11 protein-coding genes are annotated in these 11974 nt (G+C 61.2%); 8 read left to right on the top strand and 3 right to left on the bottom strand.

Going from position 1 to position 11974, the window contains the following annotated elements; all coding sequences use genetic code 11:
• Nucleotides 1-4: 4 nt before the first annotated feature.
• Complete coding sequence (locus ACN9MZ_RS29095) at nt 5-424, bottom strand: acyl-CoA thioesterase (RefSeq protein ID WP_426166091.1); 420 nt, start codon at nt 422-424, stop codon at nt 5-7.
• Nucleotides 425-484: 60 nt separating this feature from the next.
• On the opposite strand from ACN9MZ_RS29095, the gene ACN9MZ_RS29090 reads away from it, so the two are divergent.
• The 3 genes from ACN9MZ_RS29090 (at nt 485) to ACN9MZ_RS29080 (ending at nt 5133) form a co-directional block, all read left to right on the top strand.
• Complete coding sequence (locus ACN9MZ_RS29090; RefSeq protein WP_426340243.1) at nt 485-2335, top strand: ABCB family ABC transporter ATP-binding protein/permease; 1851 nt, start codon at nt 485-487, stop codon at nt 2333-2335.
• Nucleotides 2336-2349: 14 nt separating this feature from the next.
• Nucleotides 2350-3816, top strand: coding sequence for a M20 family peptidase (locus tag ACN9MZ_RS29085; RefSeq protein ID WP_426340242.1), 1467 nt, complete (start codon nt 2350-2352; stop codon nt 3814-3816).
• 111 nt (nt 3817-3927) lie between these two features.
• The gene (locus ACN9MZ_RS29080; RefSeq protein WP_426340241.1) at nt 3928-5133 is read left to right on the top strand and encodes an ISL3 family transposase; all 1206 of its coding nucleotides are present in this window, start codon (nt 3928-3930) and stop codon (nt 5131-5133) included.
• A 108-nt stretch (nt 5134-5241) separates the two neighbouring features.
• Here the strand turns inward: ACN9MZ_RS29080 and ACN9MZ_RS29075 are convergent, their stop codons facing one another.
• Nucleotides 5242-6513, bottom strand: coding sequence for a dicarboxylate/amino acid:cation symporter (locus tag ACN9MZ_RS29075; RefSeq protein WP_426340240.1), 1272 nt, complete (start codon nt 6511-6513; stop codon nt 5242-5244).
• A gap of 137 nt (nt 6514-6650) precedes the next feature.
• Here ACN9MZ_RS29075 and ACN9MZ_RS29070 point away from each other — a divergent pair, with 137 nt between their 5' ends.
• From ACN9MZ_RS29070 to ACN9MZ_RS29050, 5 genes are all read left to right on the top strand, one after another.
• Nucleotides 6651-7376: an amino acid ABC transporter ATP-binding protein gene (locus tag ACN9MZ_RS29070; RefSeq protein WP_426340239.1), complete on the top strand. Its 726-nt coding sequence runs from the start codon at nt 6651-6653 to the stop codon at nt 7374-7376.
• A gap of 36 nt (nt 7377-7412) precedes the next feature.
• Entirely contained in the window at nt 7413-8309 is an 897-nt protein-coding gene (locus tag ACN9MZ_RS29065) for an amino acid ABC transporter substrate-binding protein (RefSeq protein WP_426340238.1), read from the top strand.
• A 1-nt stretch (nt 8310) separates the two neighbouring features.
• Complete coding sequence (locus tag ACN9MZ_RS29060) at nt 8311-9057, top strand: amino acid ABC transporter permease (protein ID WP_426340237.1); 747 nt, start codon at nt 8311-8313, stop codon at nt 9055-9057.
• Nucleotides 9057-9749 carry an amino acid ABC transporter permease gene (locus ACN9MZ_RS29055; protein WP_426342971.1) on the top strand — a complete coding sequence of 231 codons (693 nt, stop codon included), beginning with the start codon at nt 9057-9059 and terminating at the stop codon, nt 9747-9749. Before ACN9MZ_RS29060 ends, ACN9MZ_RS29055 begins: the two co-directional genes overlap by 1 nt.
• Nucleotides 9750-9992: 243 nt before the next feature.
• The gene (locus ACN9MZ_RS29050; protein ID WP_426340236.1) at nt 9993-11447 is read left to right on the top strand and encodes an amidohydrolase family protein; all 1455 of its coding nucleotides are present in this window, start codon (nt 9993-9995) and stop codon (nt 11445-11447) included.
• Here the strand turns inward: ACN9MZ_RS29050 and ACN9MZ_RS29045 are convergent.
• Nucleotides 11444-11929 carry a VOC family protein gene (locus ACN9MZ_RS29045; protein ID WP_426319610.1) on the bottom strand — a complete coding sequence of 162 codons (486 nt, stop codon included), beginning with the start codon at nt 11927-11929 and terminating at the stop codon, nt 11444-11446. The two genes, ACN9MZ_RS29050 and ACN9MZ_RS29045, sit on opposite strands and share 4 nt — an antisense overlap.
• Nucleotides 11930-11974: the final 45 nt, after the last annotated feature.

The following is an 11974-nucleotide window of genomic DNA, read 5'->3' as shown; positions in this document are numbered from 1 at the left end:
CGGATTACAGCAGCGTTTCCAGCGGCGGCACCGGGCGCGGCTTGCGGTCAGGGCCGGTGGCGACGTAGGTCAGCGTGGCTTCGGTGACCTTGACGATATTGGCCTGCAGGCGGTTGCGCTCTGCATAGACTTCCACGTTGACGGTAATCGAGGTATTGCCGACCTTGACGATATCGGCGTAGAAGGTCAGCAGGTCGCCGACGAAGACCGGATGCTTGAACAGGAAGGAATTCACCGCGATGGTGGCGACGCGTCCGTTGGCGCGGCGGGTGGCAGGCAGGGAGCCGGCAATGTCGACTTGCGCCATGATCCAGCCGCCGAATACGTCGCCATACACATTGGCGTCGGACGGCGAGGGCATCACGCGCAGTTCAGGCATTTTTCCAGGCGGAAGGCCGCGGGAAGTTTGTTCTTGGGAGGTCATCGCAAATTCTCATGAAGGACTACAATTGATGGGATTTTAAACCAGCCAGCCCACGCACGTATGCGACGCTATTCGAATACCCCACCACCTCCACCGGGCAAGTCCGGCAGTAATGCGCGCGGCGACATTGCCACTCTGAAAACATTGCTGCCCTATCTTTGGGTGTACAAATGGCGCGTGCTGGCCGCCCTGCTGGCGCTGGTCGGCGCCAAGGCCGCCAACGTCGGCGTCCCGGTCGTGCTGAAGAAGCTGGTCGACGACATGACCATCAAGCCGGGCGACCCGCATGCCCTGCTGGTGCTGCCGCTGGCAACGCTGGTGGCTTACGGCCTGCTGCGCCTGTCCACCACCATGTTCACCGAGCTGCGCGAGTTCCTGTTTGCGCGCGTGACGCAGCGCGCAGTGCGCACCATTGCGCTGAAGGTATTCCGCCACCTGCATTCGCTGTCGCTGCGCTTCCACCTGAATCGCCAGACCGGCGGCATGACGCGCGATATCGAGCGCGGCACGCGTGGCGTCAGCTCGCTGATTTCGTACACGCTGTTCAACATCCTGCCGACGCTGGTCGAGATCACCCTGGTGCTGGGTTACCTGGTCACGCATTACGACATCTGGTTCTCGGTGATCACCTTCTCGGCGCTGGCGATCTACATCACCTTTACCATCGTGGTGACGAACTGGCGCACGCACTTCCGCCGCACCATGAACGACCTCGATTCGAAGGCCAACACCAAGGCCATCGACTCGCTGCTGAACTACGAGACCGTCAAGTACTTCGGCAACGAGGATTACGAGGCCAATCGCTACGACGAGGGCCTGCAGCGCTACGAGAAGGCGGCGGTGAAATCGCAGACCTCGCTGTCCTTGCTGAACACCGGACAGTCGGCCATCATCGCGATTGCCGTCACGCTGATCCTGTGGCGCGCGACGCAGGGCGTCATCGACGGCAAGATGACGCTGGGCGACCTGGTGCTGGTGAACGCCTTCATGATCCAGCTCTACATTCCGCTGAACTTCCTCGGCGTGATCTACCGCGAGATCAAGCAAAGCCTGGCCGACATGGAGCGCCTGTTCTCGCTGCTGGACGAGAACCGCGAAGTCGACGACGCGGCGCACGCCAGGCCGCTGCAGCCGCAAGGCGCCGAGGTGCGCTTCAACCACGTTGACTTCAGCTACGACCCGAAACGCCAGATCCTGTTCGATGTCGACTTCACCATCCCGGCCGGCACCACGACGGCCGTGGTGGGCCACAGCGGCTCGGGCAAGTCGACGCTGTCGCGCCTGCTGTACCGCTTCTACGAAGTGAACAGCGGCACCATCACCATCGACGGCCAGGATCTGCGCGACATCACGCAGCACTCGCTGCGCCATGCGATCGGTATCGTGCCGCAGGATACGGTGCTGTTCAACGACACCATCGAATACAACATCGCCTACGGCCGTCCAGGCGCCAGCAAGGACGAGATCATCGCCGCGGCACGCGCGGCATCGATTCACGACTTCATCGCCAGCCTGCCGGACGGCTACGACAGCATGGTGGGCGAGCGCGGGCTGAAATTGTCGGGCGGTGAGAAGCAGCGCGTGGCGATTGCCCGCACGCTATTAAAGGATCCAGCCATCCTGATCTTCGACGAAGCCACTTCCGCGCTGGACTCCAAAGCCGAACAGGCGATACAGGCGCAGTTGAAGGAGATCGCGAAGAATCGTACGACGATGGTGATCGCCCACCGCCTGTCGACCATCGCCGACGCCCAGCAGATTCTGGTGCTCGATCACGGCAAGATTGTGGAACGCGGCACGCACGCAGCATTGCTGGCGCGCGAAGGCCTGTACGCCCAGATGTGGGAGCGCCAGCAAGCGCGCGGCGAGCGGGAACAGGTTTCGCCGGCAAGCGGCGAATTGGTCAACTGACAGGAGGACAGCGGATGGCGGTGAAGAAGGTTCTGGCAGTAGCCGTTGCGGCAATTGGTGTGTTGGCTGTTGCGGTCTGCGTCAATACGGCCCGCAGCGGCAGCAAGCAGCTGGTGGTGGAGAAAGCTCCGGCGCTGGCAATCGACGAAGCCGCAGCGGCGCAGCGACTGAGCGAAGCCCTGCGCTTCGTCACCATTTCCGACTACAAGGATGCCGATGCCAACGCCGCCGAATTCGACAAACTGCACGCCCACCTGCAAGCCAGCTTCCCCCGCCTGCATACCGCCCTGAAACGCCAGAACGTCAATGGCAAGGCACTGCTCTATACCTGGCAGGGCAGCGATGCCAAGGCCGCCCCGGTGATGTGGATGGCGCACCAGGACGTGGTTCCGATCGCGCCCGGCACGGAAAAGAACTGGGAGCAGCAACCATTCGCTGGCGTGGTGCGTGATGGTTTCATCTGGGGCCGCGGCTCGTGGGACGACAAGGGCAACCTCTACGCCCAGATGGAAGCCATCGAAATGTTGTTGGCCGCCGGCTTCCAGCCGCGCCGCACCGTCTACCTGGCCTACGGCGCCGACGAGGAAGTCGGCGGCAAGCGCGGTGCGGCGAAAATTGCGGAGTTGCTCAAGTCGCGCGGCGTCAAGCTCGAATACGTACTGGACGAAGGCCTGATGATCGTGCACGGCATGGTGCCCGGCCTGCAGCCAGGCGCCGCCATGGTTGGCGTGGCGGAGAAGGGGTATGCCAGCTACAAGCTGGAACTGGAAACCGCGCCGGGCCATTCCTCGATGCCGCCGCCGGACACCGCCATCGGCATGATGAGCAAGGCCCTGGTTGCGCTGGAAGCGAATCCGATGCCGGTCCGCATGGCAGGTCTGCCGCAGCAAAGCTTCGAGGCGATGGCCCCGGAAATGAGCGGCATGAACCGCGTGGCACTGTCAAACTTCTGGCTGTTCAAGCCGATGCTGGAACGGATGCTGGCCAAGACGCCCAGCACGAATGCGCTGATCCGCACCACCACCGCACTGACCATCGTCAACGCCGGCGTCAAGGACAATGTGTTGCCGGGTACGGCCAGCGCCACCGTCAACTTCCGCCTGCTGCCTGGCGACACGCTGGCTGCAGTGGAGCAGCATATGCGCAAGGCGATCGGCAACGACAGGATCCGCATCACACCGGAAGGCGACTTCAATACCGAAGCCTCGCGCGTCGCACGCCAGGACGGCGCGCCCTTTGCGGCAGTGAATCGCACCATCCGCCAAGTCTTCCCTGACGTTGTGGTTACACCGGGCCTGATGATTGGCGCCACCGACTCGCGTTATTTCGATGGGATGAGCGACAGCGTGCTGAAATTCGGCCCCGTGCGCGCCCATCCCGAAGACCTCCCGCGCTTCCACGGCACCAACGAGCGCATGTCGGTGAAGGGTTACGCGGACATGATCCGCTTCTACCACCAGCTCCTGAAGAACAGTGCATAAAAAAAGGTTCATCGCGGATTAGCGGGATGACCATGCTGTAAACGCAAGAGAGCAGTAAGGAAGAGTTATTGTGTTTGTGCGACCAAACCCTTTAACCAACCCACTGCTCTCATGCCAAATCATAGTCTCAGCCTCCCTTTCTGGGAAGGCTTTCGCATTTCATCTCTGGAAATTGCTGGTAGCCGGCTTCGTTTGCGGTTAATTGCCGATCCAGGCTCGCCCCTGATCTGCTCAAATTGCGGTGCCCGTGCATCAGTGATCCATGAAACCGTCTGGCGGACGGTGCGCGATCTACCGATGGCTGGCATGGCTGTATTTCTGAGCGTTGCCGTCAATCGGTTGCGCTGCCCCGGTTGTTGTCGATGCTGCACCCAGCACATTAGTTGGCTCGATCGGCATTCACGCGTGTCGCGGCGCTTGGCGCAGTTCGTTGCGCACTGGAGTGAGAAACTACCGATTGCTCACGTTTGCGAACTCACTGGGCTTCATTGGGGAACCGTCCGTCAGATACACCGCTTGGATCTGGAGCGTAGGGTGGCGGCCTTGCCGCCACCCCAGCCGACAAGGCTGGTCATGGATGAATTCGCGCTGTTCAAAGGGCATCGTTACGCGACAGTGGTGCTGGATGCAGACACTCGGCGCGTAATTTGGGTCTGTGAGGGGCGTAGTAGAGAAGCGATCCGGCCATTCTTTGCCTGGCTTGGCCCTGAACGCTGTCGGCGCATTCGAGCGGTGGCGATGGATATGAATACCGCATTTGACCTCGAGGTGAAACATCACTGTCGAAGAGCCAGGGTTGTCTATGACCTGTTCCACGTCATCGCTAAATATGGCCGCGAGGTCATTGATCGGGTGCGGGTCGATGAAGCGAATCGGCTGCGCGACGATAAGGCCGGTCGCCAGTATGTAAAGCGTGCACGGTGGCTGCTACTACGCAACGTCGATAATGTGCCGTCAGACCAGAGGCCGAAACTCACTGAGCTTCTGACGGCGAACCAGGCGCTGATGACAGTCTATGTAATGAAGGCGAGCTTGAAGGAACTCTGGACACCAACTGATCCCTGGCGCTGGCGATCGGCTTGGCGCATCTGGCAAGCCATGGCTAAAAGCAGCGCCATCGAACCGCTGATCCGCTTCGCCAGAAGGCTAAGCCTCTACTGGAAGGGCATTTTGGCCCGCATGCGCTGGCCTATGCATACCGGCCAGCTCGAGGGTATTAACAACAAGATCAAGGTTATGAAACGGATGGCATATGGTTACCGCGACTCTGACTTCTTCTTCCTGAAGATCAAAGCCGCGTTTCCCGGGAATCCGTGAAGAACCTAAAAAAAGCCGGGGTCAGGTCTGGCAATCCGCCACATTTTTTGCATTGCCAAAAATGTGGCGGATTGCCAGACCTGACCCCGGCTTTTGTCCTGCACGTAATTAAGGCAGCGGGCGCTCCGACAGTTCGCGGTCGTCGGTGTTAGTCAGTTCCCCTTCCCACTTCGCCACCACTGCGGTGGCAATGGAGTTGCCGACCACGTTGGTGGCGGAACGCGCCATGTCCAGGAAGTGGTCGATGCCCAGCAGCAGGACCAGGCCCGCCTCGGGAATCTTGAACTGCGACAGGGTGGCGGCAATCACGACCAGCGATGCGCGCGGCACGCCGGCCATGCCCTTGGAGGTCAGCATCAGCACGGCCATCATGGTGATCTGGGTGCCCAGGTCCATATTGATGCCGTAAGCCTGCGCGATGAACACCGTGGCGAAGGTGCAGTACATCATCGAGCCATCCAGGTTGAAGGAGTAGCCGATCGGCAGGACGAAGGCGGCGATGCGGTTACGCACGCCAAAGCGCTCCAGGCCTTCCAGGGTTTTCGGGAAAGCCGCTTCGGAGGAGGCGGTGGAGAAGGCCAGCAGGGTCGGCTCTTTGACTTCCGACATCAGCTTCATCACGCGCTTGCCGAGGAACAGGAAGCCGGCGAAAATCAGGATCGCCCACAGCACGCCGATGGACAGGTAGAACTCGGCCATGAACACGCCGTAGGTTTGCAGCACGCCGACGCCGCTCTTGGCGATGGTGCCGGCAACGGCTGCGAACACGGCGAACGGTGCGAACTGCATCACGTAGCCGGTCACCTTCAGCATGATGTGTGCGATGCCGTCGACGGCGTCGATCAGCGGTTCCGCCTTTTTGCCCACAGCGGCAGCTGCGGTACCGAAGAACAGCGAGAACACCACGATCTGCAGGATCTCGTTCTTGGCCATGCCGTCGATGATCGAGGACGGCACCAGGTGGGTGATGAATTCTTTCAGCGACAGGCTGGAAGTCTGCAGCGAAGCGGCAGCTGCAGCACCGTCGGTCGGGATGTGGCCCAGCAGCGCATCGCCCGGACGGAAGATGTTCACCATGATCAGGCCCAGCGTCAGCGACAACACGGACGCGAGGAAGAACCAGCCCAGGGTCTTGATGCCGACGCGGCCAACTTCCTTGGTGTCGCCCATTTTCGCGATGCCGACCATCAGGGTCGAGAACACCAGCGGCGCGATGATCATCTTGATCAGGCGCAGGAACAGGGTGGTGATGAGGGTCATGTAGTCCGCGAAGCTGGTCGCTTGTGGCGCCGCTTGCGAGACATTGATGGCGTAGCCGGTGAGGATACCCAACGCCAGGCCGACGAGGATATAAGTGGTCAGGCGGTTTTTGTTGGCCATAAGCAAGATTCCTGAAGTAGGGCGGATTTGCCGTTAGAATGAATAGCTATTTGATGAGCTATTAAGCAAGTCCCGAAGTATCCTTGCGGTTCTAGGCCACTGTCAAGCAAGAATAAAACTGCTGAAACCGGAAAAAGATGATCGCAATTAAAGACTTAAGTAAATGGTTTGGCAACTTTCAGGTGCTCACGGACTGCAGTACCGAGGTGGCCAAAGGCGACGTCATGGTGATCTGCGGACCGTCCGGCTCGGGCAAATCGACCCTGATCAAGACGGTCAACGGGCTGGAACCGTTCCAGAAGGGTGAAATCATTGTCGATGGCACCTCGGTCGGCGCCAAAGGCACGGATTTGTCGGCTTTGCGTGCCCGGATCGGCATGGTATTCCAGAATTTCGAGCTGTTTCCCCACCTTTCGGTGCGCGAAAACCTGACCCTGGGCCAGGTAAAAGTGCTGGGCCGCTCACAGGACGAGGCCAACGAAAAAGGCCTGAAGTATCTCGACCGCGTCGGCCTGCTGGCGCACCAGGACAAATTTCCCAACCAGCTCTCGGGCGGCCAGCAGCAGCGCGTGGCCATCGCCCGCGCCTTGGCGATGGACCCGATTGCCATGCTGTTCGACGAGCCGACGTCCGCCCTGGACCCGGAAATGATCAATGAGGTGCTGGACGTTATGGTCGGGCTGGCGCAGGACGGCATGACCATGATGGTGGTGACCCACGAAATGGGCTTCGCCCGCAAGGTGGCCAACCGCGTGGTCTTCATGGACCAGGGCCGCATCCTGGAAGACTGCAGCAAGGACGAATTCTTCGGCGCCCCCCGTTCCGAGCGCGCGCGGGACTTTTTAGCGCGTATCATCCACTAACAGGGCGGGTCGTCGTCCCCGCCAGCGGAGGACACCATGACCTTTCTGCGCCTGCTTCCCCTTTTCTGCCTGGCCGCTGCGGCCAGCGCCCAGGAGCCCACCGGCACCCTCGCCAAGATCAAACGCAGCGGCCAGGTGGTGTTGGGCGTACGCGACGGCTCCATTCCATTTTCTTATCTCGATGACAAGCAGCAGTACCAGGGCTATTCAGTGGACCTGTGCCTGAAAGTCGTCGAACACCTGAAAACGCAGCTCGCCATGCCGGGGCTGAAGGTGGCCTATAACCCCGTCACCTCCGCCAACCGCATCCCGCTGATGGCCAATGGCACCATCGACCTCGAATGCGGCTCTACCACCAATAATGCGGAGCGCCAGCAGCAGGTGGCGTTCGCGCCGACCATGTTCGTGATATCGAGCCGGCTGCTGGCCAAGAAGTCGGCCAATATCCAGTCGCTGGATGACATGAAGGGCAGGGTGCTCGTGGCTACTGCCGGCACCACCACGCTCAAGCAAATGACCATCCTGAATAGTGAGCGCAAGCTTGGCATGAAGATTCTGATCGGCAAGGACCATCCGGAATCGTTCCTGATGCTGGAGACGGGCCGCGCCGAAGCCGAGGCCAATGACGACATCCTGCTGGCAGCGCAGGTGGCAACGTCCAAGGCGCCGGTCGATTTCGCCGTCAGCAAGGAGGCGATGTCGGTTGAACCCTACGGCATCATGATGCGCAAGAACGACATGCCGTTCAAGAAGTCGGTGGACGAGGCCTTGCGCAAGATCTACCAGTCCGCCGAGATCCAGCGCATCTACAACAAGTGGTTCATGAGCCCGATCCCGCCGCGCGGCGTGAACCTGAACTTCCCGATGCCGGCCACGCTGAAGGCGGTACTGGCCAAGCCGACCGATTCGCCGGACCCCGCGGCATACAGATAGCATGCATTACAACTGGAACTGGCGCATCTTCTGGGAACTGTCCCCGGACGGTGTGCACAGTTATTGGGATACCTTGTGGTCCGGCCTGGCGTGGACGCTGGCCACCTCGCTGGCCGGCTGGGTGATCGCACTGGCGCTGGGCGTCGCGGTCGGCACCCTGCGCACCGCGCCCAATCGCTGGCTGCGCCGCTTTGCCATCTGCTGGGTGGAAGTGTTCCGCAATATTCCGCTGCTGGTGCAGATGTTCCTGTGGTTCTTCGTGCTGCCCGAGCTGCTGCCGCGTGCCGCGGGCGACTGGCTCAAGGCGCTGCCGAACGCGCCTTTCGTCACGGCCGTGCTGTGCCTTGGATTCTTCACATCCGCGCGGGTTGCGGTGCAGGTGGCGGCCGGCATCAACGCGCTGGCAGGCGGCCAGCGCCTGGCCGCGCTGGCCCTTGGGCTGTCACGCATGCAGTCCTATGAATACGTGCTGCTGCCGCTTGGCTTGCGCATCGTGCTGCCGCCGCTGGCCAGCGAGTTCCTCAATATCATCAAGAATAGCTCCGTTGCGCTCACCATCGGCTTGATGGAGCTCACTGCCAGCGCGCGCTCGATGCAGGAATTCTCCTTCCAGTTCTTTGAAGCGTTTGCCGCCGCCACGGTAATCTACGTGATCGTCAATATCATCGTCGTTGCCGGCATGACCGTGCTCGAGCGCCACCTTGCATTGCCAGGCACGCTCGGCGGCGAAGCACGGAGGGCCGCGTGATGTTTTCGAACTTTGACTTCAGCGTGATCGCCAATTCATGGATCTACCTGTTCCAGGTCGGCATGGTGTTCACGCTCAAGCTGACCGTGCTGGCCATGCTGGGCGGCGTGGCGCTGGGCACCTTGCTGGCGATGGCGCGCCTGTCGTCGTTGCGCGCGCTGTCACTGGCTGCTGCGTGCTATGTGAACCTGGTGCGCGCCGTGCCGCTGGTGCTGGTGATCTTCTGGTTCTACTTCCTGGTGCCTTACATCGCCGCATGGATCATCGGCGCTTCCGAGCCGGTCAAGGTAGGCACCTTCCTGTCAGCGCTGATTACCTTCACCCTGTTCCAGGCTGCCTACTATTGCGAGATCATGCGCGGCGGCATACAGGCAATTCCAAAAGGACAGGTCCAGGCGGCGCAAGCGCTGGGCATGAATTACTGGCAAACCATGTGGAAAGTCGTGCTGCCACAGGCTTTCCGCAATATGCTGCCGGTATTGCTGACGCAGACGATCGTCCTGTTCCAGGATGTGTCGCTGGTTTATGTACTTTCCATCCCCGACTTCGTCGGCGCGGCCAGCAAGATCGCCCAGCGCGACGGACGGCTGGTTGAGATGTACCTCTTCGTGGCGCTGGTGTATTTCGTCCTGTGCACGCTGATGTCCTGGCTGGTGCGCCGCATGCAACGCCGCATCGCCATTATCCGGTGACCGTGTACCGGCTGTCTGTGGAGGTGCTGAAATCCCTTTTTTTAGTTGCTGAAAACTGCTGAAAATGGCTTGCTCAGCACGCCAAAATGGGTAATTTCAGCACTGTCCCACAGACAGGGTGCGCAAGCCACCCCGAAAGCTCTGACAGGTTTGGCCTTTCGCAATGTTTCGGCATGTATCATGGGTGTACCGCTTTGTTTTCCTGCCTGGTGCGCGTGCTGCCCGCTGTGTACCATGTGGTGCATGAAGACGACGAAACTTTCGGTGGGTGCCTTGCTGGTGCTGGGGGCGTTCGGCAGCGCGCAAGCTGCGGGACGCGTGCTTGCAGATGTGGCCCTGACGCAGGCAGTGATTGTCGACGTGGCATCCGGCCAACTGGTGCAGGGCAAGGCCGTGCTGCTGAAAGGTGGCGACATCATCGCCGTTGTCGACAACGCAAAGTTGAAAGACTACTCTCCCAGGCGCACTGTCAAACTGCCTGGCAAGTACCTGATGCCGGGCTTGTGGGATACCCACGTGCACTTCGGCGGCGGTCCCGCCCTGATCGAAGAAAACAGGCAGCTGCTGGGCCTCTACCTCGCGCACGGCATCACGACGGTGCGCGATTGCGCCGGCGACCTGTCCGATACTGTGCTCGATTGGCGCGACCTGATCAACCAGGGCAAGCTGGTGGGCCCGACCATCCTCGCCTCCGGCCCCAAGCTGGAAGGCTACAAGCCGCTGTGGAAAGGCACCATTGAAGTCGGCACGCCGGAAGAAGTCGGCAAGGCGCTGGACTACCTGCAGTCGCGCAGCGTGGACTTCGTGAAGATCACCGAGAACACCATGAAGCCGGAGATCTTCCTGGAAGCGGTGCGCCAGGCCAAGGCACGCGGCATGCAAACCTCCGGCCACCTGCCGGTGCAGCTCACGCTGGACCAGGTGATGCAGGCTGGCCTGGGCAGCATCGAACATCAATCCTATGCGCTGCGCGGATCAACGCCGCGTGAAGCCGAACTGACGGCGCAAGTTGCTGAGGGCAAGATCACTGGCCGCGAAGCCATGCGCGCCAGCCTGGAAAGCTTTGACGAAGCGACCGCACGCGCTACCTTCCGCCGCATGGCGGCAGCCGGCATGTCGATCACACCGACCCTGGTAGGCTCGCAAGTCACCGCCTACCTGGACCAGGACAACCACGCGAGCGACACCTACCTGAAATACATCGGCCAGGGCCTGCGCAAGACGTACGAGTGGCGCGTGCAGCGCGCGGCAAAGGACGATGTGGCCGCTATCGCCTACCGTCATGCCGCCTACGAGAAGGCAGCCTCGCTGCTGCCGCTGATGCAGCAGGAAGGCGTCAACATCATCGCCGGCACTGATGCGGGCTTCCTGAATTCTTTCGATTATCCGGGCCGGGGCCTGCACGACGAGCTGGGCATCTTCGTCAAATACGGCCTGACGCCGCAGCAGGCGCTGCAAGCGTCAGTGATCAACGGCCCGCGCTTCCTCGGCAAGCAGGAGCGCTACGGCGCCGTGCACAAAGGCAAGGCAGCCGACCTGCTCGTGCTGGACGCCAATCCGCTGCAAGACATCGCCAACATCCGCAAGGTGCGCATGGTCGTCAGCCACGGCAAGGTCTACGACCGCGGCCAACTGGATGCGATGCTGGAATCCGCGCGCCGCTACGCGGACCAGCATCCGGCGCCGCCCGGCGCTTAAGCGGCGCCGCGCCGCGCTTTCTCGATCTTGGCGATGTCGATTTTCTTCATGTCCATCATCGCATCGAAAGCGCGTTTGGCAGCCGCGCGGTCCGGGTCGGAAATTGCCTCCATCAGGGCGCGCGGCGTGATCTGCCAGGACAGGCCCCAGCGGTCCTTGCACCAGCCGCAGGCGCTTTCCTGGCCGCCGTTGCTGACGATGGCGTTCCACAGGCGGTCGGTTTCCGCCTGGTCGTCCGTCGCAATCTGGAATGAAAAGGCTTCGCTGTGCTTGAAAAGGGGGCCGCCATTCAGGCCGATGCAGGGAATGCCGGCGACCGTGAACTCGACCACGAGGACGTCGCCCAGCTTGCCGTCCGGGTAGTCGCCCGGCGCCCGGTTGATGGCGCCGACGGCACTATCCGGGAAGGTTTTTGCGTAGAAGGTGGCGGCATCCAGCGCGTCGCCGTTATACCAAAGACAGACTGTATTCTTGCTAGCCATCGCTTGCCTCCTCAAGGGATTGCGGGGGGAAGCGCCAATATCGCA

Origin of the sequence: Pseudoduganella sp. S-14 (assembly GCF_049913285.1) — a bacterium.
In the GTDB taxonomy this organism is placed as follows: domain Bacteria; phylum Pseudomonadota; class Gammaproteobacteria; order Burkholderiales; family Burkholderiaceae_D; genus Rugamonas.
Note: the sequence above shows the minus strand (reverse complement) of the source record. Positions and strands in the feature narration are given on the sequence as shown.

Bases quoted from the DNA above. Each gene is read 5' to 3' on its own strand.
- ACN9MZ_RS29095 (WP_426166091.1), bottom strand. From the start codon at position 424: ATGACCTCCCAAGAACAAACTTCCCGCGGCCTTCCGCCTGGAAAAATG.
- ACN9MZ_RS29090 (WP_426340243.1), top strand. From the start codon at position 485: ATGCGACGCTATTCGAATACCCCACCACCTCCACCGGGCAAGTCCGGC.
- ACN9MZ_RS29085 (WP_426340242.1), top strand. From the start codon at position 2,350: ATGGCGGTGAAGAAGGTTCTGGCAGTAGCCGTTGCGGCAATTGGTGTG.
- ACN9MZ_RS29080 (WP_426340241.1), top strand. From the start codon at position 3,928: ATGCCAAATCATAGTCTCAGCCTCCCTTTCTGGGAAGGCTTTCGCATT.
- ACN9MZ_RS29075 (WP_426340240.1), bottom strand. From the start codon at position 6,513: ATGGCCAACAAAAACCGCCTGACCACTTATATCCTCGTCGGCCTGGCG.
- ACN9MZ_RS29070 (WP_426340239.1), top strand. From the start codon at position 6,651: ATGATCGCAATTAAAGACTTAAGTAAATGGTTTGGCAACTTTCAGGTG.
- ACN9MZ_RS29065 (WP_426340238.1), top strand. From the start codon at position 7,413: ATGACCTTTCTGCGCCTGCTTCCCCTTTTCTGCCTGGCCGCTGCGGCC.
- ACN9MZ_RS29060 (WP_426340237.1), top strand. From the start codon at position 8,311: ATGCATTACAACTGGAACTGGCGCATCTTCTGGGAACTGTCCCCGGAC.
- ACN9MZ_RS29055 (WP_426342971.1), top strand. From the start codon at position 9,057: ATGTTTTCGAACTTTGACTTCAGCGTGATCGCCAATTCATGGATCTAC.
- ACN9MZ_RS29050 (WP_426340236.1), top strand. From the start codon at position 9,993: ATGAAGACGACGAAACTTTCGGTGGGTGCCTTGCTGGTGCTGGGGGCG.
- ACN9MZ_RS29045 (WP_426319610.1), bottom strand. From the start codon at position 11,929: ATGGCTAGCAAGAATACAGTCTGTCTTTGGTATAACGGCGACGCGCTG.